The organism is Halopseudomonas laoshanensis (genome assembly GCF_008365385.1).
Classification (GTDB): Bacteria; Pseudomonadota; Gammaproteobacteria; order Pseudomonadales; family Pseudomonadaceae; genus Halopseudomonas; species Halopseudomonas laoshanensis.
This window is the reverse complement of the sequence record NZ_QOVF01000001.1, coordinates 106975-126191: the sequence shown is the minus strand read 5'-3', so window position 1 is coordinate 126191 and position 19217 is coordinate 106975. Positions and strand designations below refer to the sequence as shown.

General features: G+C 56.2%; 23 protein-coding genes. 6 read left to right on the top strand and 17 right to left on the bottom strand.

Going from position 1 to position 19217, the window contains the following annotated elements; translation table 11 throughout:
- Positions 1–29: 29 nt before the first annotated feature.
- The 14 genes from queC to aspS form a co-directional block, all read right to left on the bottom strand.
- Entirely contained in the window at positions 30–731 is a 702-nt protein-coding gene (gene queC / locus DT594_RS00625) for a 7-cyano-7-deazaguanine synthase QueC (RefSeq protein WP_246164518.1), read from the bottom strand.
- 1 nt (position 732) lies between these two features.
- Positions 733–1380 (bottom strand): 7-carboxy-7-deazaguanine synthase QueE, encoded by a 648-nt coding sequence (gene queE, locus DT594_RS00620; protein WP_149331896.1) that lies wholly within the window; start codon positions 1378–1380, stop codon positions 733–735.
- A 240-nt stretch (positions 1381–1620) separates the two neighbouring features.
- Positions 1621–2442: a tol-pal system protein YbgF gene (ybgF, locus tag DT594_RS00615; protein WP_149330914.1), complete on the bottom strand. Its 822-nt coding sequence runs from the start codon at positions 2440–2442 to the stop codon at positions 1621–1623.
- 8 nt (positions 2443–2450) lie between these two features.
- The gene (gene pal, locus DT594_RS00610) at positions 2451–2954 is read right to left on the bottom strand and encodes a peptidoglycan-associated lipoprotein Pal (RefSeq protein ID WP_096346230.1); all 504 of its coding nucleotides are present in this window, start codon (positions 2952–2954) and stop codon (positions 2451–2453) included.
- Positions 2955–3000: 46 nt separating this feature from the next.
- Positions 3001–4296, bottom strand: coding sequence for a Tol-Pal system beta propeller repeat protein TolB (gene tolB, locus DT594_RS00605; protein WP_425460496.1), 1296 nt, complete (start codon positions 4294–4296; stop codon positions 3001–3003).
- Positions 4297–4304: 8 nt separating this feature from the next.
- On the bottom strand, positions 4305–5342 hold the full coding sequence (gene tolA, locus DT594_RS00600) for a cell envelope integrity protein TolA (protein WP_281290865.1): 1038 nt from the start codon (positions 5340–5342) through the stop codon (positions 4305–4307).
- Complete coding sequence (gene tolR / locus DT594_RS00595) at positions 5339–5788, bottom strand: protein TolR (RefSeq protein WP_149330912.1); 450 nt, start codon at positions 5786–5788, stop codon at positions 5339–5341. The genes tolA and tolR overlap by 4 nt, the downstream gene beginning before the upstream one ends.
- A 12-nt stretch (positions 5789–5800) precedes the next feature.
- Positions 5801–6475, bottom strand: coding sequence for a protein TolQ (tolQ, locus tag DT594_RS00590; RefSeq protein WP_149331894.1), 675 nt, complete (start codon positions 6473–6475; stop codon positions 5801–5803).
- 4 nt (positions 6476–6479) lie between these two features.
- Positions 6480–6944 (bottom strand): tol-pal system-associated acyl-CoA thioesterase, encoded by a 465-nt coding sequence (gene ybgC / locus DT594_RS00585; RefSeq protein ID WP_149330911.1) that lies wholly within the window; start codon positions 6942–6944, stop codon positions 6480–6482.
- A 64-nt stretch (positions 6945–7008) separates the two neighbouring features.
- Entirely contained in the window at positions 7009–8067 is a 1059-nt protein-coding gene (gene ruvB, locus DT594_RS00580; protein WP_149330910.1) for a Holliday junction branch migration DNA helicase RuvB, read from the bottom strand.
- 26 nt (positions 8068–8093) lie between these two features.
- Positions 8094–8699: a Holliday junction branch migration protein RuvA gene (gene ruvA, locus DT594_RS00575; protein ID WP_149330909.1), complete on the bottom strand. Its 606-nt coding sequence runs from the start codon at positions 8697–8699 to the stop codon at positions 8094–8096.
- Positions 8700–8730: 31 nt separating this feature from the next.
- Positions 8731–9258, bottom strand: coding sequence for a crossover junction endodeoxyribonuclease RuvC (gene ruvC, locus DT594_RS00570; protein WP_096346236.1), 528 nt, complete (start codon positions 9256–9258; stop codon positions 8731–8733).
- Positions 9259–9387: 129 nt separating this feature from the next.
- A complete protein-coding gene (locus tag DT594_RS00565; RefSeq protein ID WP_149330908.1) occupies positions 9388–10134 on the bottom strand; it encodes a YebC/PmpR family DNA-binding transcriptional regulator in 747 nt (248 codons plus the stop codon).
- Between the two features lie 28 nt (positions 10135–10162).
- Positions 10163–11938: an aspartate--tRNA ligase gene (gene aspS / locus DT594_RS00560; RefSeq protein ID WP_149330907.1), complete on the bottom strand. Its 1776-nt coding sequence runs from the start codon at positions 11936–11938 to the stop codon at positions 10163–10165.
- Positions 11939–12242: 304 nt separating this feature from the next.
- On the opposite strand from aspS, the gene DT594_RS00555 reads away from it, so the two are divergent.
- Complete coding sequence (locus DT594_RS00555; protein ID WP_096346239.1) at positions 12243–12713, top strand: Dps family protein; 471 nt, start codon at positions 12243–12245, stop codon at positions 12711–12713.
- Between the two features lie 194 nt (positions 12714–12907).
- A complete protein-coding gene (locus DT594_RS19170) occupies positions 12908–13522 on the top strand; it encodes a cold-shock protein (RefSeq protein ID WP_342780272.1) in 615 nt (204 codons plus the stop codon).
- Between the two features lie 14 nt (positions 13523–13536).
- On the opposite strand, the gene DT594_RS00545 is transcribed toward DT594_RS19170, so the two are convergent.
- Complete coding sequence (locus DT594_RS00545) at positions 13537–13749, bottom strand: SlyX family protein (RefSeq protein ID WP_410402926.1); 213 nt, start codon at positions 13747–13749, stop codon at positions 13537–13539.
- Entirely contained in the window at positions 13746–14177 is a 432-nt protein-coding gene (locus tag DT594_RS00540; protein WP_149330906.1) for an HIT family protein, read from the bottom strand. Before DT594_RS00540 ends, DT594_RS00545 begins: the two co-directional genes overlap by 4 nt.
- Before the next feature lie 308 nt (positions 14178–14485).
- On the opposite strand from DT594_RS00540, the gene DT594_RS00535 reads away from it, so the two are divergent.
- The 4 genes from DT594_RS00535 (at position 14486) to DT594_RS00520 (ending at position 18914) form a co-directional block, all read left to right on the top strand.
- Positions 14486–15739: an OprD family outer membrane porin gene (locus tag DT594_RS00535; protein WP_149330905.1), complete on the top strand. Its 1254-nt coding sequence runs from the start codon at positions 14486–14488 to the stop codon at positions 15737–15739.
- A gap of 155 nt (positions 15740–15894) precedes the next feature.
- Positions 15895–17628 (top strand): proline--tRNA ligase, encoded by a 1734-nt coding sequence (locus DT594_RS00530; protein WP_149330904.1) that lies wholly within the window; start codon positions 15895–15897, stop codon positions 17626–17628.
- A gap of 46 nt (positions 17629–17674) precedes the next feature.
- Entirely contained in the window at positions 17675–18328 is a 654-nt protein-coding gene (locus tag DT594_RS00525) for a hypothetical protein (protein ID WP_149330903.1), read from the top strand.
- Position 18329: 1 nt separating this feature from the next.
- Complete coding sequence (locus DT594_RS00520; protein ID WP_149330902.1) at positions 18330–18914, top strand: lytic transglycosylase domain-containing protein; 585 nt, start codon at positions 18330–18332, stop codon at positions 18912–18914.
- A gap of 13 nt (positions 18915–18927) precedes the next feature.
- On the opposite strand, the gene DT594_RS00515 is transcribed toward DT594_RS00520, so the two are convergent.
- Positions 18928–19200 carry an acylphosphatase gene (locus DT594_RS00515; protein WP_096346246.1) on the bottom strand — a complete coding sequence of 91 codons (273 nt, stop codon included), beginning with the start codon at positions 19198–19200 and terminating at the stop codon, positions 18928–18930.
- Positions 19201–19217 lie beyond the last annotated feature (17 nt).

Genomic DNA, 19217 nt, shown 5'->3' with positions numbered 1-19217 from the left:
GATAAAATCAAGCAGAAATTAGCAATGAATCAGTCGGCGTTACTTGATGGCTGGTAGACAGTAGCATCTGCCACCCCCGCGGCGGAAAATCCAGCAGCGCGCAAACGACAACTATCGCAACGCCCGCACGCGCGCCCCAGGGCATCAGCCTGATAACAAGACACTGTCAATGCGTAGTCGATACCCAAGCGGCTGCCTTCAGCAACGATTTCGCCTTTGGTCATATCTTGCAGGGGAGCCAGGATCCGAAAGCCCTTGCCTTCAACCCCGGCTTTGGTCGCCAGATTAGCAACCCGCTCAAAGGCTTCAATAAACGCCGGGCGACAATCCGGGTAGCCCGAATAATCCACCGCATTGACGCCGATGAAAATATCCTGGGCTTCGAGCACCTCAGCCCAACCCAAAGCAAGCGCTAGAAATACCGTATTGCGCGCCGGCACATAGGTTATCGGTATGCCCTGCTGGAGCGACTCAGGCACTGCCAGCGAATCATCTGTTAACGCCGAGCCACCCATGCCATCCAGATCCAGACCGATGACCTTGTGCTCGACCACGCCAGCACTGGCAGCCAGGCGTTTCGCAGCGTCAAGCTCAGCGCGATGTCTTTGACCGTAATCGAAACTCAGGGTGTAGCACGAATAGCCGTTAGCCTGGGCCATCGCCAATACCGTAGCGGAGTCCAGACCGCCCGATAGCAATACCACGGCTTTTTTCTTCACTGCATCAGTCATATCAATGTCCTGGCTCGTCATTCCACAGGTATTTATGCAACTGCATCTGAAAGCGTACGGGTAAATTGTCTTCGACAATCCATTCGGCCAACTGCCGGGGAGTTAGTTGCGCGTGACTCGGGGAGAACAGCACCTCACCCACGCTATCCGCCAAGGCGTATTCATCCAGCTTGAAGCGCGCCCACTCATAATCACTACGGCTGCAGATCACAAATTTGACCTGATCGTGCTGCCCCAGCAATGCCAGATTGCTGTAGAGGTTGCGTCCCACCTCAGCGGAATCGGGGGTTTTAACGTCCACCACCCTGCTCACCCGCTCGTCCACCGTGCTGACATCCAGCGCGCCGCTGGTCTCCAGCGACACCTTGTAACCGGCTTCACAGAGCGCCTGCAGCAACGGAATGGCATTTGGCTGGGCCAGCGGCTCACCACCTGTAACGCACACGTAGCGCGGCTTATAGGAAGCAACCTGCAGGAGAATCTGTTTCAGGCTCATCAGCTCGCCACCACTGAAGGCATATGCCGTATCACAATATTGGCAGCGCAGCGGGCAACCGGTCAGGCGCACAAAAACCGTGGGCAGGCCCAGGCTGCGACTTTCACCCTGGATGGAATAGAAAATCTCTGTCATGCGCAGAGTCGCGGACAAATCAATGGTCATGCTTGGTTTCCCCGGGCTGGACTGCTAAACAGGCAGAGGCCCAAATACAATCATTCAACAGTCAGTTTGAACGCAGCACGCTCGGCTGAAGCAAAAATTGTCTGTAGCGTGAAAGGGTCTGAAGAGTGAAGGCGCGTAGTGTAGCGGAAAGGTCAGTCTGGGGAAACGCAGCCAGCAGGACGTTTAGGCACGTCCTGTTGTTCGAAAATATTGGGGGAAGAAGTGCTACTAGCTCTGCGCGTCGAGATCACGGCGTGCTAGCTGAGCGGCCGATGAGTTCGGATGCTTGGATAGCACTTCACGATACAGCGCTGCGGCTTTGTCCTGGTTACCCAAGCGGCGTTCTACCTCAGCCAGCTTGTAAAGTGCGTCAGCTTCTTTGCGATGCCCAGGATATTCGCTGACCACCAGCGCAAAAGCGCGTCCGGCAGATTCCAGATCGGATTCCACCAGATGAATCTCACCCAACCAATACTGCGCGTTACCCGCATACTCGCTGCGCGGGTAACGACGAACGAACGCAGTGAAAGCTTGAATGGCTTTGTCAAAATCACGCGCCTTGACCAGGTCAAAAGCCGCGTCATAAATCAATTTTTCTCGCTCGGGATCAGCCTCAGCCGTGCTGGCTGCGCCGTTTTGAGCAGGAGAGTTAGTTTGGCCATCCGCTGCGGATGTGCCGTTATTGCTACCGGTCGGAAGAGGTCCGTCCAGCGGGCCCTGCGCGTTGCTCGGAGCTCCACCGTTCATGCCCGAAGACACCCTGCGGTCAAGATCTTCATAACGATCCAGCTGATCCTGCTCCATCTGCTTGAGCTTGTATTCCTGCTCTTCTACCAAGCCACGCAGCATGGATACTTCCTGTTGCAGCTGATACAACTGCTGCATAAGCTGGCCTTCCATGGAAAGGCCAGCCTGGGCCTGTCCGGGTGCAGAGGACACCGACTGATTGCCGCGGGCACCGCCCACGCTACCGTCGGTTACGGGTACCTGCGCCACAGCCGCGAACGGCAATAACAAACAGGCTGCTGTAAATCCTCTGAACCCTTTCATAAGACCTCTTACTTACGCAGTTCTACGCGACGATTCTGGGCCCAAGCTTCTTCGCTGGAACCAGTAGCAGCCGCATTTTCTTCACCGTAGGAAACCAGTTCCAACTGACCGGCAGAAACACCCTGCAGAACCAGATAGCGCTGAACAGCAGCAGCACGACGCTCGCCCAGTGCCATGTTGTATTCACGGGTACCGCGCTCGTCAGTGTGGCCTTCCAGCACTACACGGTTACCAGCAGCCTTCAGGTCCTTGGCGTGAACGTCAAGGGCGCGCATGGCTTCTGGCTTCAGATCAGCACTGTCGTACTCGAAGTAGAAGGTAGTGATAGCACGCAGAGCGGCTTCTTCGCTGCTCATGCCGTTATCGCTGGAGGAAGAGGAAGGGCTGGTGTAACCGGCATTCGGATCAACCGCGCCAGTACCAGCGGTATCGCCGCCCTTAGAGGAACAACCAACGATTACGCCGAAAGCCACAACCAGTGCCGCAAACTTGCCAATTTTAGATACTTGCATCATAGAACTCCTGGAAAACCCCATATGGTTTAGTGTTGTTACACCCTTAAGGCAGGTATGGGGACCATGATGGCACGCGCAGGTCAGTGAATTGAGTCGGAATCTCCGACCTAGCACGACCATTGGTAGATACCAGCATGAGAACGCCCCGTCCCTGTTGACGGGTTGCATAAATTAACATAGTACCGTTAGGTGCGACAGTAGGTGACTCATCTAACGATGTCTGTGTTAAAACCCTCAGATTGCCGCGCTTGAGGTCTTGTGCGGCAATATGAAAATTACTGTTGCCATCCTGGCGGTGGACCATGACCATGGTGCTGCCGTCCGCCGACATTTTCGCATTGGCATTATAGTTGCCGACAAAGGTCAGCCGCTCGGCACTACCCGAGTTTATATTGGTTTTGTAAATCTGTGGACGCCCGCCCCTATCGGATGTGAACGCGATAGTACTGTTGTCCATCCAGGTCGGCTCGGTATCAATCCCGAAATGATTGGTCACCCGGCGCATCTGTTTGGAAGCCAGTTCCATTACATAGATCTCCGGGTTCCCGTCACGTGACAATACGAAAGCCAGTCTCTGCCCATCTGGCGACCAGGCCGGCGCCCCGTTAAGCCCTTCGAAACTGGTGATCCGCTCGCGGCGACCGGTTTGCACGTAATGAATAAAAATTTCCGGGCGACGCGATTCAAACGACACATAAGCAATACGCTGACCATCGGGCGCGTAAGAGGGCGTCAGAATCGGTTCACGAGACTGCAATAAGGTAGTAGCGCGAGCACCATCGTAATCCGAACGCTGCAACGTGTACCGAGTATTCCCTGCGGAAAAACGTTCCGCCGAAACGTAGAGTAGCTTGGTATTGAAGGCGCCGCGAATGCCGGTTATTTCCTCGAACACCTCGTCACTGAGATGGTGAGCCATGTCGCGCAGCTGACCTTGCGTACCGCTCACCGTCTTCGACATCAGCACTTCTTCGCGCACCACACTGTAAAGGCTGTAGGTCACCTCGAAGCGATCCCCGGCAGGATCTTTTGTAACCCTGCCAGCGACGACATACTCCACACCCAGCATGGTCCAGTCGCGCGGAAAAATCTCACTCGGCTGGGTGGGGTTGCTGAGCATATTGCTGCGATCAAAGGGCGCAAACATGCCCGTATTGCGCAAATTATTCGATGCGATCTGAGCCAAATCTTCCGGCAAAGGCGAGCCACCCTGCCAGCCAAAGGGCACTACGGCAATCGGAGTGGCCTTGTCAGTACCACGGGTAATCTCGATTGCCTCCTGGGCAACCAGGCTCTGCGCCATCAGCAGCAAAACTGCGGTGGCCAGCCAACGTTTCATGACATTCATCAAAATGACAGATCCTCTGGTTTGAAACGCAATGTGCGCTTGCGATACATGCGATCAAAAGTCGCGGGGTTGTCACGGGATAGCTGTTGCATCTCGGGGATGCGTCCGACGTTTCTTACTGCCTGAACGGCGGATTGATCAAAACCAGCATCGCCACTGGAGCGAGCTACCACCGCATCGGTAATCTGACCGGTTGGCAACATGCTGACCACCACTTCTACCACCATACCATTACGCGCAGTCGGTGGGCGGCGCCATTGTTCACTGACGTAGCGGCGGATCAGATCGTCAAAGCTGGCTGCGACCTCGTCGCCAATCTCATCAGCCTGCGCCTGCTGATATTGCGTCTCGTCAGCCAGCAGCTCTGCCAGAGCACGGGCCTTGGCCTCTTCGGCGTCACGGCGTTGCTGCGCGGCCTTGTCGGCCTCGGCTTTCTTGGCCGCATCCGCAGCTGCTTTCTTCTTCGCCTCGTCTGCGGCCTTCTTCTTCGCGGCTTCTGCGGCGGCCTGCTTCTTAGCTGCCTCATCCGCTGCTTTTTTCTTGGCCGCCTCTTCCGCAGCAAGCTTTTTCGCCGCATCGGCTTTACGCGCTTCAGCAGCTTCCGCGGCTTTTTCAGCTTCCGCTTCTTTCTGCGCCTCTGCCTGTTCCTGCTTCTGCGCCTCTGCCTCTTCCTGCTGTTGCTCTCGCGCTGCGGCCGCAGCGGCGGCAGCCTCGGCAGCACGCTCTTCGCGCGCTTCGGCAGCCTGTTCTTCCTGCTTTTGCTGCTCCTGCTTCAACTCTTCCGCTTCATGCTGTGGTGCCGCGGTCTTCTGCGCTTCACCTGCGATACTCTGATCCGTCTGCGTGGTCGCAGGACTCTTCGAGTTCAGCTGCACCAAGGTCGCTTGCACAATGGGCTTGGCCGGCTCAAATTCCGGCGCACTGCTGAATGACACGAACAGCATCATAGCTACGCCCAAATGCACCGCAAGCGCTTTTAAAACTGGCGCAGCAAGCGAATTTGAAGACGCCTGCGGCTGATCTTCGCGAGTATTCACGGCGCCTCGGTAATCAATCCGACGTTGGGAACGCCAGCTTGCTGCAGCGTGGCCATCGCAGTAACAACCAGACCATAATTGGCTTCCTGGTCGCCACGTATATACACAACGGTATCGGGACGAGCGCTGATTATCTTGGTCACACCGTCCGACATTTGTTCCAGGCTGATCGCGCTGTCGGTCTGGTTTTCGGTATCCACGGTTTCACCGAGGTTCCAGTAATAGGTACCGTCCGCCAACACTGACAGTGTCAGCACTTGCTGGTTACTGTCCGAAGGCAGCACGTCACTGGAAACCTGCGGAAGATCAACGTTAACGCCCTGATTCAGCATCGGCGCGGTCACCATGAAAATAACCAGCAGCACCAGCATCACGTCGATATAGGGAACGACGTTCATCTCTGCGACCGGTTTGCGTTTCTGCCGTCTACCGTGGCGAACCTGCATGTAAACTCCCGATTATTCGTCGTTGCTGGCGTGAACGCGGCGATGCAGGATGCTCGAGAACTCATCCGCAAACGTGTAATAGCGGCTGATGAGCATTTCCGAGCGAGCAGCGAAGCGGTTGTAGGCAATGACCGCCGGGATCGCCGCAAACAGGCCGATCGCCGTCGCGATAAGCGCCTCGGCAATACCCGGAGCAACTGTCGCCAGAGTAGCCTGCTGCGCACTGGCCAGGCCACGAAACGAGTTCATGATGCCCCACACCGTACCGAACAGACCGATATACGGGCTGGTGGAACCGACTGTGGCGAGGAACGGCAAATGTTGTTCCAGACGCTCCTCTTCCTTGGAAATCGCTACGCGCATGGAGCGCTGTACCGCATCCATCACCGCATCCGGATCCACACCCGGCTGCTGACGCATGCGTGAAAACTCTTTGAAGCCCGCACGAAAGATCTGCTCCAGGCCGGAATTGGTGTCCGGGCTACCGGTGATCTGGCGATACAGCTTGGACAGATCAATGCCTGACCAGAAACGGTCTTCGAAGTCGTCCAGCGCCGTCTTTGCCGAACGCAAGAAGCTGCTGCGCTGGAAAATCATTACCCAGGACACAACCGATGCGAGCACCAGGGTCAACATCACCAGTTGCACCAGCACACTGGCGGTGGAAATCAGGTGCCACATGGACATTTGATCAGCTTGCACGCGTTGCATCTCCTTCGATCTGACTACTAATTGCTTGAGCAGCTCTGAATGCATCACTCAGGGCCGCCGGAATGGCTCTTGGTTTGTATTGATCGGCACTGACACAGGCGACCAGCACTTCACCCTCACATAACAATTTTCCGTCGACATGGGTTATCTGCTGACGGAAGCGGATACTCGCGCGCCTGAGTTCCAAGACCTCAACACCGACCACAAGTTCATCATCCAGACGCGCAGGTGCGTGATAACGAGCCGCTACCGAATGAACCACAAAAATAATGTTTTCAACTTGCAAGACACTTTGGTCAAACCCCAGAGAACGCACCAACTCGGTTCGCGCACGTTCCATGAACTTGAGGTAATTGACGTAATAGACAATGCCGCCGGCATCGGTATCTTCAAAGTAGACACGGGCTCTCAGCGCGAATGGCGGCCCGGAATTGTCAGCGCGCATAATGTAGAGCCAACGGTAACCTTTGCATAGTGCTTCCCCGGTAAAATCGAAAATATATTTTTTATTATTCGCTCAGACCACCACCATCCAGAAAAAGGTCCCCGACCGGCTGCGTCATGCGCGCCGGCAGATTGAGACCAAAATGCGCATAGGCATGACGCGTCAGCATGCGCCCTCTAGGTGTACGAGTGATGAACCCCTGCTGGATCAGAAACGGCTCCAGCACGTCTTCTATGGTGTGGCGTTCTTCGCTGATTGCAGCGGCCAGGCTATCGATCCCCACTGGTCCGCCATCGAATTTGTCGATCATGGCCAGCAACAGGCGCCGATCCATATGGTCAAAACCTTTCTCATCGATATCAAGCAAGTTCAATGCCTGATCGGCTACCTCTCGGGTAATGCTGCCACTGCTGCGCACCTCGGCGAAGTCGCGCACACGTCGCAGCAGGCGATTGGCAATACGCGGCGTACCACGGGAGCGGCGGGCGACTTCAAGCGCGCCCTCCGCTGCCAGATCCAGACCCAGGATGCCGGCGGAGCGTCGGACGATGGTAGCCAGGTCATCCACGCCATAGAACTCCAGGCGCTGCACGATACCGAAGCGGTCTCGTAGTGGATTGGTCAGCATGCCGGCGCGAGTAGTTGCGCCCACCAGCGTGAAGGGTGGCAGATCCAGCTTGATGGAACGGGCGGCGGGCCCCTCGCCGATCATGATGTCGAGCTGATAATCCTCCATTGCCGGATACAGAATTTCTTCCACTACCGGCGATAGCCGATGTATCTCGTCAACAAAGAGCACATCGCCTGCTTCCAGATTGGTCAGCATCGCCGCCAGATCCCCGGCACGCTCCAATACCGGACCGGAGGTACTCTTGATCTTGACGCCCATCTCCTGGGCAATGATATTCGCCAGCGTGGTTTTGCCCAGGCCGGGCGGGCCAAAGATCAGCACATGATCCAGGGCCTCACCTCGGCCCTTCGCCGCCTTGATAAACAGCTCCATCTGCTCGCGCACTGTCGGCTGGCCAATGTAATCAGCCAGGCGGTAGGGGCGGATGGCCCGGTCTATGACTTCTTCCTGTTGCCGCGGACTCGCAGCAATCAGGCGATCTTCTTCCAGCATGACTTACCCGTGCGTTTTGAATCTGCTTAAACGATGCCCTTGAGGGCGCGACGTATCAACTCTTCACTGCTCAAACCGTCTTCTTCCACCGATGCTATCGCCCGGCTTGCCTCTTGCGGCTTGTAGCCAAGCGAAATCAAGGCGCTCACCGCATCAGCACTGTGTGACGCCGGCGCCGCAGCGGCGGTTCCAGCCGCCAATGGCTTGAACGAGCCAGGCAGTGTTTCCCAGGCTTTAAAGCGGTCACGCAATTCGATCAGCAAGCGCTCCGCGGTCTTCTTGCCCACACCCGGCACGCGCACCAGCGCACTGGTATCCTGAGCCTGGACCGCTCGAATCAACTCGTCCACTTCCAGACCAGACATCAGCGCCAGCGCCAATTTAGGACCCACACCGTTGAGCCGTATCAGTTCACGGAACAATTCCCGTTCGCGCTTCTCGGCGAAAGCATAAAGCAATTGCGCGTCTTCACGCACTACCATATGGGTATGCAGGGTGGCCGTTTCACCCAATGTCGGGAGCTTGTAAAAAGTGCTCATGGGCGCGTCCAGCTCATAGCCTACCCCCTGCACATCCAGCAGAATATGCGGCGGTTGTTTTTCCAGCAGAATGCCCTTCAGGCGTCCAATCACGCAGCGGCTCCTCTTTCAATATTGTTTTTTCTCATCGCCTGCGCACCCGGCCATTACGCAAGCCAAGCAAACCGCCACCCAACTGCAGGTTCAACGCGGCGGAGTGGGCGTGGCAGAGCGCGGCAGCCAAGGCATCGGCAGCATCGGCCTGGGGCGTGCCAGAGAGGCCAAGCAACTGAGTGACCATGTGCTGCACCTGCGATTTATCCGCCGCGCCGGTACCCACCACCGATTGCTTGATTTGCCTGGCAGTATACTCATGCACCTGCATATCAGCATGAACGGCGGCCACTATGGCGGCGCCGCGGGCCTGCCCCAGCTTCAGCGCCGAATCCGGATTACGCGCCAGAAACACCTGCTCAATACTGAGTATTTCTGGCTTGTATTGGCCTATCAGCTCGGTCAAGCCTTCAAAGATCAGCTTCAGTCGTTCCGGGAAGGGTCCCCCGCCCAGGCGAATGCAGCCAGAGGTCACATATTCACACTTGCCCGCGCGCTCACTGACTATCCCGTAGCCGGTGGTGCGCGAGCCGGGATCTATGCCCAGAATCAATGCCATACGCTGTTGCCACTCTCATTTTACCTGCGGCACAGTGTGCCACATTGGCTTGGGCCAGAATCAAAACTTCAACTGATCAGGGCATAAAAAAGGGAGGCATTCGCCTCCCTCTTTCACTAACCGGGATCACTAGCTCATCTGCTCCAGCACCGCATCGGGAATCTCCGCATTGCTGTAAACGTTCTGCACGTCGTCCAGATCTTCCAGCATATCGATCAGCCGGATGACTTTCTCCGCGGTATCCAGATCCAGTTCGGTCGTGGTCGCGGGGATCATGCTGACGTCCGCAGCATCTGCCTCGAACCCACCCGCATCAAGGCTGTCTTTGACCGCACCGAATTCCTCGAAGGTGGTGAATACCTCGATAGAGCCATCGTCGTTGCTCAACACGTCTTCGGCACCCGCTTCCAGCGATGCTTCCATCAATGCATCTTCATCCACACCTGGGGCGTAGCTGATCTGACCACGGCGAGTAAACAGATAGGCAACCGATCCATCCGTACCCAGATTGCCGCCGCATTTATTAAACGCGTGACGCACCTCACTCACAGTGCGATTGCGATTATCGGTCATCACTTCGACCAGAATCGCCACACCGCCAGCGCCATAACCTTCATAGGTCAGCTCTTCCATATTGTCGGCGTCGTTACTGCCAGCCCCGCGCGCGATGGCGCGGTCAATGGTATCGCGGGTCATGTTGGCGGTCAGCGACTTGTCCACCGCCGAGCGCAGCCGCGGATTATCTGCCGGCTCAGGACCGCCCAACTTGGCAGCCACAGTCAGCTCGCGGATCAGCTTGTTGAATACCTTGCCGCGTTTGGCATCCTGAGCCGCCTTGCGGTGCTTGATATTGGCCCATTTGGAATGTCCGGCCATCATCGCCTCCGTCTATCTGAAAACTGAATTACTCGGCCTTGGGTTGCTCGCGCAGGCGAATATGCAGCTCGCGCAGGGCTTTACTGTCGACCGCTCCCGGCGCCTGAGTCATTACACAGGCAGCGCTCTGGGTTTTCGGGAAGGCAATGACTTCACGGATCGACTGGGCACCGGTAATCAGCATCACCAGACGGTCCAGACCAAAGGCCAGGCCACCGTGCGGCGGCGCACCGTATTTCAGCGCATCGAGCAGAAAGCCGAACTTCTCCTGCTGCTCTTCGGCGCTGATGCCGAGGATGTTGAACACTGCTTGCTGCATTTCCTTGCGGTGGATACGGATCGAGCCGCCACCCAGCTCAGTGCCGTTCAGCACCATGTCATAGGCACGGGACAAAGCCGTCGCCGGGTTTGCTGCCAGCTCTTCCGGGCTGCATTTGGGCGCAGTGAACGGGTGATGCAGCGCGCTCAGGCTACCGTCATCGCTTTCCTCGAACATCGGGAAGTCGACTACCCACATCGGCGCCCATTCACAGGTCAGCAGCTCAAGGTCATGACCCAGCTTGATGCGCAGTGCACCCAGCGCCTCGGACACTACCTTGGCGCGGTCAGCGCCGAAGAACACCAGATCGCCATCTACCGCACCGACCCGGTCCAGAATCACTTCCAGATTGGATTCGGGGATGAATTTAACGATAGGCGACTGCAGGCCTTCGACACCCTTGGCACGCTCGTTGACCTTGATATAGGCCAGGCCCTTGGCACCGTAGATGCCCACGTACTTGGTGTAATCGTCGATCTGTTTGCGCGGCATGCTTGCGCCGCCGGGCACCCGCAGCGCAGCAACACGGCCCTTGGCATCATTGGCCGGACCACTGAACACCTTGAAATCGACTTCGGTCAACTGGTCAGCCACGTCTACCAGCTCAAGCGGGTTACGCAGATCCGGCTTGTCGGAGCCATAGCGACGCATCGCTTCCTCGAACGTCATGTGCGGGAAGTCGCCCAGGTCGACGTCCAGCACTTCCTTGAACAGTTGGCGGATCATGCCTTCGGTCAGACCGATGATGTCCTTCTCCTCCATAAAGCTGGTTTCGATATCGATCTGGGTGAATTCCGGCTGGCGGTCAGCCCGCAAATCCTCGTCACGGAAGCACTTGGCGATCTGGTAGTAGCGGTCAAAGCCGGACACCATCAGCAGCTGTTTGAACAACTGCGGCGACTGCGGCAACGCGAAGAAAGTGCCGGGATGGGTGCGGCTGGGCACCAGATAATCTCGCGCACCCTCAGGTGTGGCGCGAGTCAGGATCGGCGTCTCCACGTCCAGGAAACCATTCTCGTCCAGGTAACGGCGCACGCTGCTGGTAATGCGCGAACGCAACTTCAGCTTGGCGGCCATTTCCGGACGACGCAGGTCAATGAAACGATAACGCAGGCGGGTTTCTTCGCCTACATCGGAATACTCATCCAACGGGAACGGCGGTGTTTCGGCCTGGTTCAGCACTTCCAGCTCGTAACCCAGCACTTCAATCGCGCCAGAAGCCATGTTCGGATTCACTGCACCAGCCGGACGCGGGCGCACCTTGCCGGTAACTTTGACTACGTACTCGCTGCGCACACGATCGGCCAGCGCGAAGGTCTCTTCGCGATCCGGATCAAACACTACCTGCGCCAGACCTTCACGGTCACGGATATCCAGGAAAATCACCCCGCCATGATCACGGCGACGGTGGACCCAGCCGCAGAGAGTGATTTCCTGGTCCGCCAGTGTCTCGTTCAACTGGCCGCAATAGTGGCTACGCATCATGGTGTGGTGTTCCTGTATTGAGTCGGGCCGCTTGCGCAGTGAAATACTGCCTGCGGCATAGGGCGCACGGATAAAAGCGCCATAATATACCCGAAAATTGGTCCACGCGGGGAGAACCTGGCGGATCTATTGTCGCCACTAACCCGACGCAGACCGTTGCTAAACTCACAGTCCGATAAGTGACAAACACATTTTGCATCGGTATCCCTGGCCCTGAGCTGGCGATTTCTGAACAAGCCCGATGCTATGCTGTCAATACAGCAGTGCAGCCATTTTTGACGTACATAACTCAACAGGAGTGATGATGAAAATTGATATTGGTATTAAAGAAAAGGATCGGGAAAAGATCGCTGAAGGCCTGTCGCATTTGCTTGCCGACACCTACACCCTGTATCTGAAAACCCACAATTTCCATTGGAACGTCAAAGGCCCGATGTTCCAGACACTGCATCTGATGTTTGAAACCCAGTACAACGAGCTGGCTTTGGCAGTCGACGATATTGCCGAGCGCATCCGCACTCTGGGTTTCCCTGCGCCAGGAACCTACAAGCAGTTTGTGGAGCTGAGCAGTATTAAGGAAGAAGAAGGGGTTCCTGAAGCCAAGGAGATGATTCGCCTGCTGGTTGAAGGTCAGGAAGCCTGTGTACGCACTGCGCGTACCGTTTTCCCTATCTGCGACGAAACCCACGACGAGCCGACTGCAGATCTGTTGACTCAACGCATGCAGGTCCATGAAAAAACGGCCTGGATGCTACGCAGCCTGCTGGAGAGTTAAGCTGGCTGAAGCACGCTCGTAGTTGAGCTGCATCTACCGTGGAGCGGTCTCCCCGCTCCACTCTTCATACCCCACTCCTTCAAGCTTGCCGCTTTGAGACATTGGCACATTCAGGTTACAGTGCGCGCCCCGACCATGACCCTTACAGTCGGACAGCCACTAATCTCATTGTTAATGTATCCAAGGTGAACTACTTGAAACTCTTTCATTACCTGCATTTTATTGTCGGCCTGACAGCCCTGATCATCGGACTCGTCAACGCATTACCCTTCTTTACCCAGCAAGGTCCTATCGACCTCATGGGCATTCTGCTTCTGCTGACCGGCCTGCTCAATCTCCAGCAGTTCAATAGCAACAGCGAGTTCCACTCAGCACCAAAACGCGCCGCCAGCATGGTCGCGTCGGTATTGATCCTGCTAGCTGCCCTTATCCCCTTGTTCGCGACACTGTTCAGTCCCGCGCTCGCAGCCTTCGGCATACATGCTATCGGGCTCGCTATCGGCGGAGTGTGCCTACTGACTATTCTGACCCTGACCGGGAAGCTATCCAAGGTGTCGTTCAGCATGCCGTCCATGCCGGGCAAATCCATGCTGAACAAATCCTCCGACCGCGAAGCGGGCACTGTGAAATGGTTCAACACGAATAAAGGTTTTGGTTTTATTTCCAGAGACCAGGGCGATGACGTTTTTGTCCACTTTCGTGCTATTCGTGGCGAAGGCCACCGTGCATTGGCAGAAGGCCAACGCGTAGAGTTCGTGGTAGCCAACCGCGACAAAGGCCTGCAGGCCGAAGACGTGGTGATTCTCTAGTCACCGCGCTTGGGTCAATAATGGGGAGGCGGCGCGTCGTCGCTGGCTTCTCCAGGCATGGAGGCAGCCAGATCGGCCTGCCTCCGCGCCAACACTTCCAGCGATCGCCTGAGCTTTTCAAGCTCCATCTGCTGAGCGGCTACCACGTCGTTTAAAGCCTGCAAGGTATCGTCCTGAAACACCAGACGCACCTCAAGATCAGCAATCCTGCTTTCCAATTCACTCATCGAAATGACTCCGCAAAGGTAAACCCACCGGTCAAGACCGCCCTCAGCTTCTTTATACGTTCAACTATGAGCTCTGGCGGACACTTCACCACCGGCATCTTGCCCCATACAGGAGCAGGCCAGGCTGCATCGGCGCGATATCTCACCACATGATGCACATGCAACTGACTGACCACGTTACCCAGCGCCGCTATATTCATCTTGTCAGCGGCAAATGCGTCCTTGAGGGTTTCAGCCAGCAGGCAGGATTCCGCCATTAGCTGACCGCGATCAGCCGCAGACAGCTGGAATATCTCAGTTATGTCTTCCCGGCGAGGCACCAGAATGAACCACGGATACTGAGCATCATTCATTAGCAGCAGGGTACACAGCTTGAAATCGCCCAATACAACGCAATCAGAAGCTAATTGCTCATCCAGCTTGAACATGTCAGAATCCCGCAAATAAAGTTACATTATAGCTTTTTTGCGAACCCAGTCTCATTTCGAGACGGTTTGGCTATAAAAAACACCCAAATAGCGCGTTTTACCGCGACGCTGTTCGATTTTCCTTAGGAAAAAGGCTAGCATTGATGCGACAGATTATAGAAAAATAGCGACAAGGTGCTGTTTTTCCAGTGATTGGTTTCGCAAATAATGTTTTGATGCTTTAATCTAAGGCGACAATAAAAAAGATACCTGGTTCCCTGATACCGCGATTTCTAAGAAGTTTAAAAAATTGAAGGAGCAACGAACGAATGAAAAATGCTATTAAGTGGAGTTCCATCGCGCTGGCAGTTGCTGTAGGCAACGGCCTGCTGGTTTCCAACGTAACTGCTCAGGAAAGCGAAGGCTTCATCGAAGGTTCTTCCGCTACCCTCAGCAACCGTACCATGAACTTTAACCGTGACTTCCGCAGCAGCGGCGCCGGTCAAAGCAAGCGTGACGAAACTGCTACTGGCTTCGTGCTGAACTTCGAATCCGGTTACTCCCGCGGTCCGATCGGCCTGGGTTTCGACACTATCTCCATGCTCGGCATCAAGCTTGACAGCACTAGCGACTCCGCTGGCACTGGCATTCTGCCAAGCAGCCAGGGCGACACTGGCCCAAGCAACTATTCCGAAATTCGTGGCGCTGTAAAAGCCAACATCCTGAACGACACCGTTCTGCGTTATGGCGTACACCTGCCAGAAAACCCCGTTATCGCATACGATGACGCCCGTCTGCTGCCGAACCACTACTCCGGCTACAGCGTTACCAACAGCACCATCGACGGCCTGTTTGTTGAAGCTGGCCGCATGGATGACCGTGGCGAAATGGCATTCTCTTCTGAAAACGACGGCGCTTTCGGCCTCGAAGACGAGAAAGTTGTTTACCTCGGCGGTACTTATGAGTTCAGCGACGCATTAGGCGCGACTCTGTACACCTCCAAAGCCGATGAGCTGTGGAAGCGTCACTTCGCTGGCCTGTCCTACACCTTCGACCTGGCCGAAGGCCTGTCGCTGAGCACTGATCTGGCTCACTACGAGACTTCCAACGAAAGCTCCGTTGACGAATATGACAACAAAGCTTCTTCCATTGGTGTGACTCTGGGCGCCGGCAACCATGGCTTTACCCTGGCAGCACAGCGTATGGGTGGCGATGCAGGCTTTGCTTACCTGGACGGCGCGATCTTCATCGCCAACTCGGTTCAATACCTGGATTTCAACGCCAAGGATGAAAAATCCTATCAGGCTCGTTATGACTATGACTTCGAAGGCCTTGGCATTCCTGGTCTGACGTTCATGACTCGTTACATCCGCGGTAGCGACATTGACACCGATTTTGCCGGTGGCACTCGCGACACTCGTTGGGAGCGTGACACCAACATCAGCTACACCATGCAAGCTGGCATGCTGGAAGGCGTCAACGTTTTGTGGCGTAACGCTACCATTCGTCAGGACGCAGAGCTTGACGGTGGTGATGTTGATGAAAACCGCCTGATCGTTTCCTACACCTGGGACCTGCTCTAAGCAGACCTGAGGTAAGAAACAGAAAACCCGGCTTCGGCCGGGTTTTTTTATGCTCGCATTAAGCCTCTCCGCCCCGCTTCATGGGCTATACGTCACATGATGACAACCGTACAATACGCCCAATACATGACTCTGCCCCAGGATTATCCAGCCCCATGCGTACCAGCCAATATCTGATATCGACCCTGAAGGAAACCCCTGCTGACGCCACAGTGATCAGCCATCAGCTGATGCTGCGCGCAGGGATGATCCGCAAGATAGCCTCGGGCCTGTACACCTGGCTGCCTATGGGTTTGCGGGTATTGCGGAAGGTCGAAGCAGTGGTGCGTGACGAGATGAACAATGCCGGTGCCATGGAAGTACTGATGCCAGCCATTCAGCCCGCCGAACTATGGCAGGAATCAGGACGCTGGGAGCAGTACGGCCCAGAGTTACTGCGCCTGAAGGATCGTCACGATCGCGAATTTTGCGTCGGCCCGACCCACGAAGAAGTGATTACCGATCTGGCGCGTACCGAGATCACCAGCTACAAGCAATTGCCATTGAATCTGTACCAGATTCAAAACAAGTTTCGCGACGAAATTCGTCCGCGCTTCGGCCTCATGCGCGCCCGTGAATTTGTCATGAAGGATGCCTACTCCTTCCACCTTGACCAGGATTCTCTGCAACAGACTTACGACGGCATGTACCAGGCCTATTGCAACGTCTTCAGCCGACTGGGCCTGAACTACCGCCCAGTAGTGGCAGACAACGGCTCCATCGGCGGTGAAGGCTCGCACGAATTCCATGTACTGGCTGATTCCGGTGAGGACGCTATCGTGTTCTCGGATACCGGCACCTACGCCGCCAATATGGAAAAGGCCACGGCGCAGCTACCCCAGGGTGATCGCCCTGCCGCTATGCAATCGAAAACGCTGGTGGATACCCCTGACCAACTCACGATTGAAGCCGTCAGCCAGTTCCTGCAACTGCCAGCAGAACAGTCGGTTAAAACGCTGATTGTGCTCGGCCAATCACAGGATGGTAAACACAACCCGCTGGTCGCACTGATACTGCGTGGCGATCACGAGATGAACACCATCAAGGCGGAAAACCATCCTGCAGTTCACGCGCCGCTGACCTTCGCCACCGAATCCCAGATTCAACAAGCCATCGGCTGCAAGCCTGGATCGATTGGCCCGGTGGGCCTGGATATCACCGTGATCGCCGATCATAGTGCTGCGCACCTGGCTGATTTTGTCTGCGGTGCCAATCAGGACGGTCGCCACTTCACTGGCGTCAACTGGGACCGCGACGCCAAGTACGATCTGGTTGCTGACCTGCGTAACGTCGTGGAAGGCGATATCAGCCCGGACGGTGACGGCACGCTGGTCATCCGCCGCGGCATCGAGGTCGGGCATATTTTCCAGCTGGGCCGCAAGTACAGTGAGGCCATGAACTGCAATGTGCTGAACGAGCAGGGCAAAGCCAGCACGCTGATCATGGGTTGCTACGGCATTGGTGTGTCACGCGTGGTCGCTGCCGCCATCGAGCAGAATTACGACCAACGCGGCATTATCTGGCCTGACGCCCTGGCGCCCTTCCAGGTGGTACTGGTGCCGATGAAAATGGAAAGCTCGGAAGACGTACGGGAAGTTACCGACCAGCTCTATCAGGGGCTGCAGAAGGCGGGCATTGAAGTATTACTGGATGACCGTGACAAAAAAGTCAGCCCCGGCGTCAAATTCGCTGATATGGACCTGATCGGTATCCCCCATCGGGTGGTGATCAGTGACCGCGGGCTGGCCGAAGGTCACCTGGAGTACAAATACCGGCGCGACAGCGAAGCACGCAACATCCCCAGTGCGGATATGCTTGGCTTCCTGCTCGAACAATTCGGCAAGGCCTGAGGGCAGAGAGACAATGCAAGCGCATGCGGCAAACTGGTGGCTGTGGATGCCCGCCAGCCTGATGTTAACGGCCTGCGGCATGAATATGCCGCATAGCGAAAGCTCGCCCGCTCGTGTTGAGCGTACCCTGCTTAACCACAGCATTCAGATTGATGCGGGCGAAGTGTCGGTATTGTCATTGCCCCAGCGCACCCTGCGTGTGCAGCAACAGCTGCATTACGATGTTACCGAGCTCAATGCACGCGGCCGCATTATTGATCGGCGTGAAGAACACCAGACGCTGCCCTGGGCCAACAAGCCGGTCGACATCATTGCCGGAAGCTTTCGCACCAGCCTTGATACCGACGTTGATGGGGTACTGCGCCTGAACCTGCTGAACGACGGCTTTCTCAATCTGGACTATGACAACCTGCGTGTGATTCAGCTGGCTGCCAGTGCCGGGCCGAAAGCCCGCGACGAGGTGAACTTGCTGATCGACCGCGAGCTTCGCAGCAAGCTGCATGAAGCGGTCAGACTCATCTACGACAATCTGGAAAACGATGACGTAGACCAGTGGGCCTATCGCGTTCACCGTCTCTCCGAGCTGGGGCTTGCCGAGGAATCCAATCAGCTGGAAAACATGCTTATCCTGCTGACGACCGGCGACCCGCAGTTGCAGGGTGAGTTCGTGAACGCCCTGGAAGTCAATCAGCGACCCTGACATGACCCTACTCACAAGGATAGTGACCGGTCTGATCCTGCTCTGCGCCAGCACCCTGTGTGCGGCACAGAGCACTTCCACTGAAGAAGTGGACCCGCAACTCAAAGCCTTGCTGATGCAGACCGTGTCCCAGGCGGACAGCTTTCATGACCGTTTTGATGCGGAGGTCTGGCTGCTGGACATGTCCACCCGGCTGAGACATTTTCTCCCCAATGAGCAGCAGCGTCTGGAATTTCTGCGACTGGTGCACCGTGAAGCGCGTATCGCCGGGCTGAAGCCGGATCTGGTTATTGCCGTTATTCACTCGGAAAGTCTGTTTGATCGCTACGCGCTCTCAAGCGTCGGCGCCCAGGGCGTGATGCAGGTCATGCCATTCTGGAAAGCCGAGCTGGGGCGCCCGGACGACAACCTGATCGATCTGGCCACCAATCTTCGCTATGGCTGCACCATCCTCAAGTTCTATCTGGACAAGGAAAAAGGCAATCTGCGCCGGGCGCTGGCACGCTATAACGGTAGTCTGGGTAGCCAGAAGTACCCCGACCGTGTTCTCGACTACTGGTACACCTTCTGGTACGTCAACGAATAAGCAGGTCCGCGAGCTACAGCTGCACAAACCCGGCAATCTCCTGCCAGGCGCAGCCTGTGAGTTCTACCGCATCGACACTGGCTGCATCAGGCCCCGTGCGCAGCCACGCTGTCATGGCCTCCAACGCAGGTTCCTCACCGCAAAGCATGACCTCGACCGACCCGTCCGGCAGATTACGCACCCAGCCACTGATACCGAGCTTGTTTGCCTGGCGCACGGTAGCCTGGCGAAACCCCACGCCCTGTACCTGGCCACGCACGTACCCCTGAAGACTCAGACTACTCATAATCGCTCCGTTTTTCG

Excerpts from the sequence above, each read along its gene's own strand:
- tolB (WP_425460496.1), bottom strand. The coding sequence starts at position 4,296 with ATGAAACGTTGGCTGGCCACCGCAGTTTTGCTGCTGATGGCGCAGAGC.
- DT594_RS00555 (WP_096346239.1), top strand. The coding sequence starts at position 12,243 with ATGAAAATTGATATTGGTATTAAAGAAAAGGATCGGGAAAAGATCGCT.
- DT594_RS00540 (WP_149330906.1), bottom strand. The coding sequence starts at position 14,177 with ATGTTCAAGCTGGATGAGCAATTAGCTTCTGATTGCGTTGTATTGGGC.
- ruvC (WP_096346236.1), bottom strand. The coding sequence starts at position 9,258 with ATGGCATTGATTCTGGGCATAGATCCCGGCTCGCGCACCACCGGCTAC.
- DT594_RS00525 (WP_149330903.1), top strand. The coding sequence starts at position 17,675 with ATGCCCGCCAGCCTGATGTTAACGGCCTGCGGCATGAATATGCCGCAT.
- DT594_RS00545 (WP_410402926.1), bottom strand. The coding sequence starts at position 13,749 with ATGAGTGAATTGGAAAGCAGGATTGCTGATCTTGAGGTGCGTCTGGTG.
- DT594_RS00530 (WP_149330904.1), top strand. The coding sequence starts at position 15,895 with ATGCGTACCAGCCAATATCTGATATCGACCCTGAAGGAAACCCCTGCT.
- aspS (WP_149330907.1), bottom strand. The coding sequence starts at position 11,938 with ATGATGCGTAGCCACTATTGCGGCCAGTTGAACGAGACACTGGCGGAC.
- tolR (WP_149330912.1), bottom strand. The coding sequence starts at position 5,788 with ATGCAGGTTCGCCACGGTAGACGGCAGAAACGCAAACCGGTCGCAGAG.
- DT594_RS00565 (WP_149330908.1), bottom strand. The coding sequence starts at position 10,134 with ATGGCCGGACATTCCAAATGGGCCAATATCAAGCACCGCAAGGCGGCT.
- ybgC (WP_149330911.1), bottom strand. The coding sequence starts at position 6,944 with ATGCGCGCTGACAATTCCGGGCCGCCATTCGCGCTGAGAGCCCGTGTC.
- DT594_RS00515 (WP_096346246.1), bottom strand. The coding sequence starts at position 19,200 with ATGAGTAGTCTGAGTCTTCAGGGGTACGTGCGTGGCCAGGTACAGGGC.
- DT594_RS00535 (WP_149330905.1), top strand. The coding sequence starts at position 14,486 with ATGAAAAATGCTATTAAGTGGAGTTCCATCGCGCTGGCAGTTGCTGTA.
- ybgF (WP_149330914.1), bottom strand. The coding sequence starts at position 2,442 with ATGAAAGGGTTCAGAGGATTTACAGCAGCCTGTTTGTTATTGCCGTTC.
- ruvB (WP_149330910.1), bottom strand. The coding sequence starts at position 8,067 with ATGCTGGAAGAAGATCGCCTGATTGCTGCGAGTCCGCGGCAACAGGAA.
- pal (WP_096346230.1), bottom strand. The coding sequence starts at position 2,954 with ATGCAAGTATCTAAAATTGGCAAGTTTGCGGCACTGGTTGTGGCTTTC.
- DT594_RS00520 (WP_149330902.1), top strand. The coding sequence starts at position 18,330 with ATGACCCTACTCACAAGGATAGTGACCGGTCTGATCCTGCTCTGCGCC.
- tolQ (WP_149331894.1), bottom strand. The coding sequence starts at position 6,475 with ATGTCCATGTGGCACCTGATTTCCACCGCCAGTGTGCTGGTGCAACTG.
- queC (WP_246164518.1), bottom strand. The coding sequence starts at position 731 with ATGACTGATGCAGTGAAGAAAAAAGCCGTGGTATTGCTATCGGGCGGT.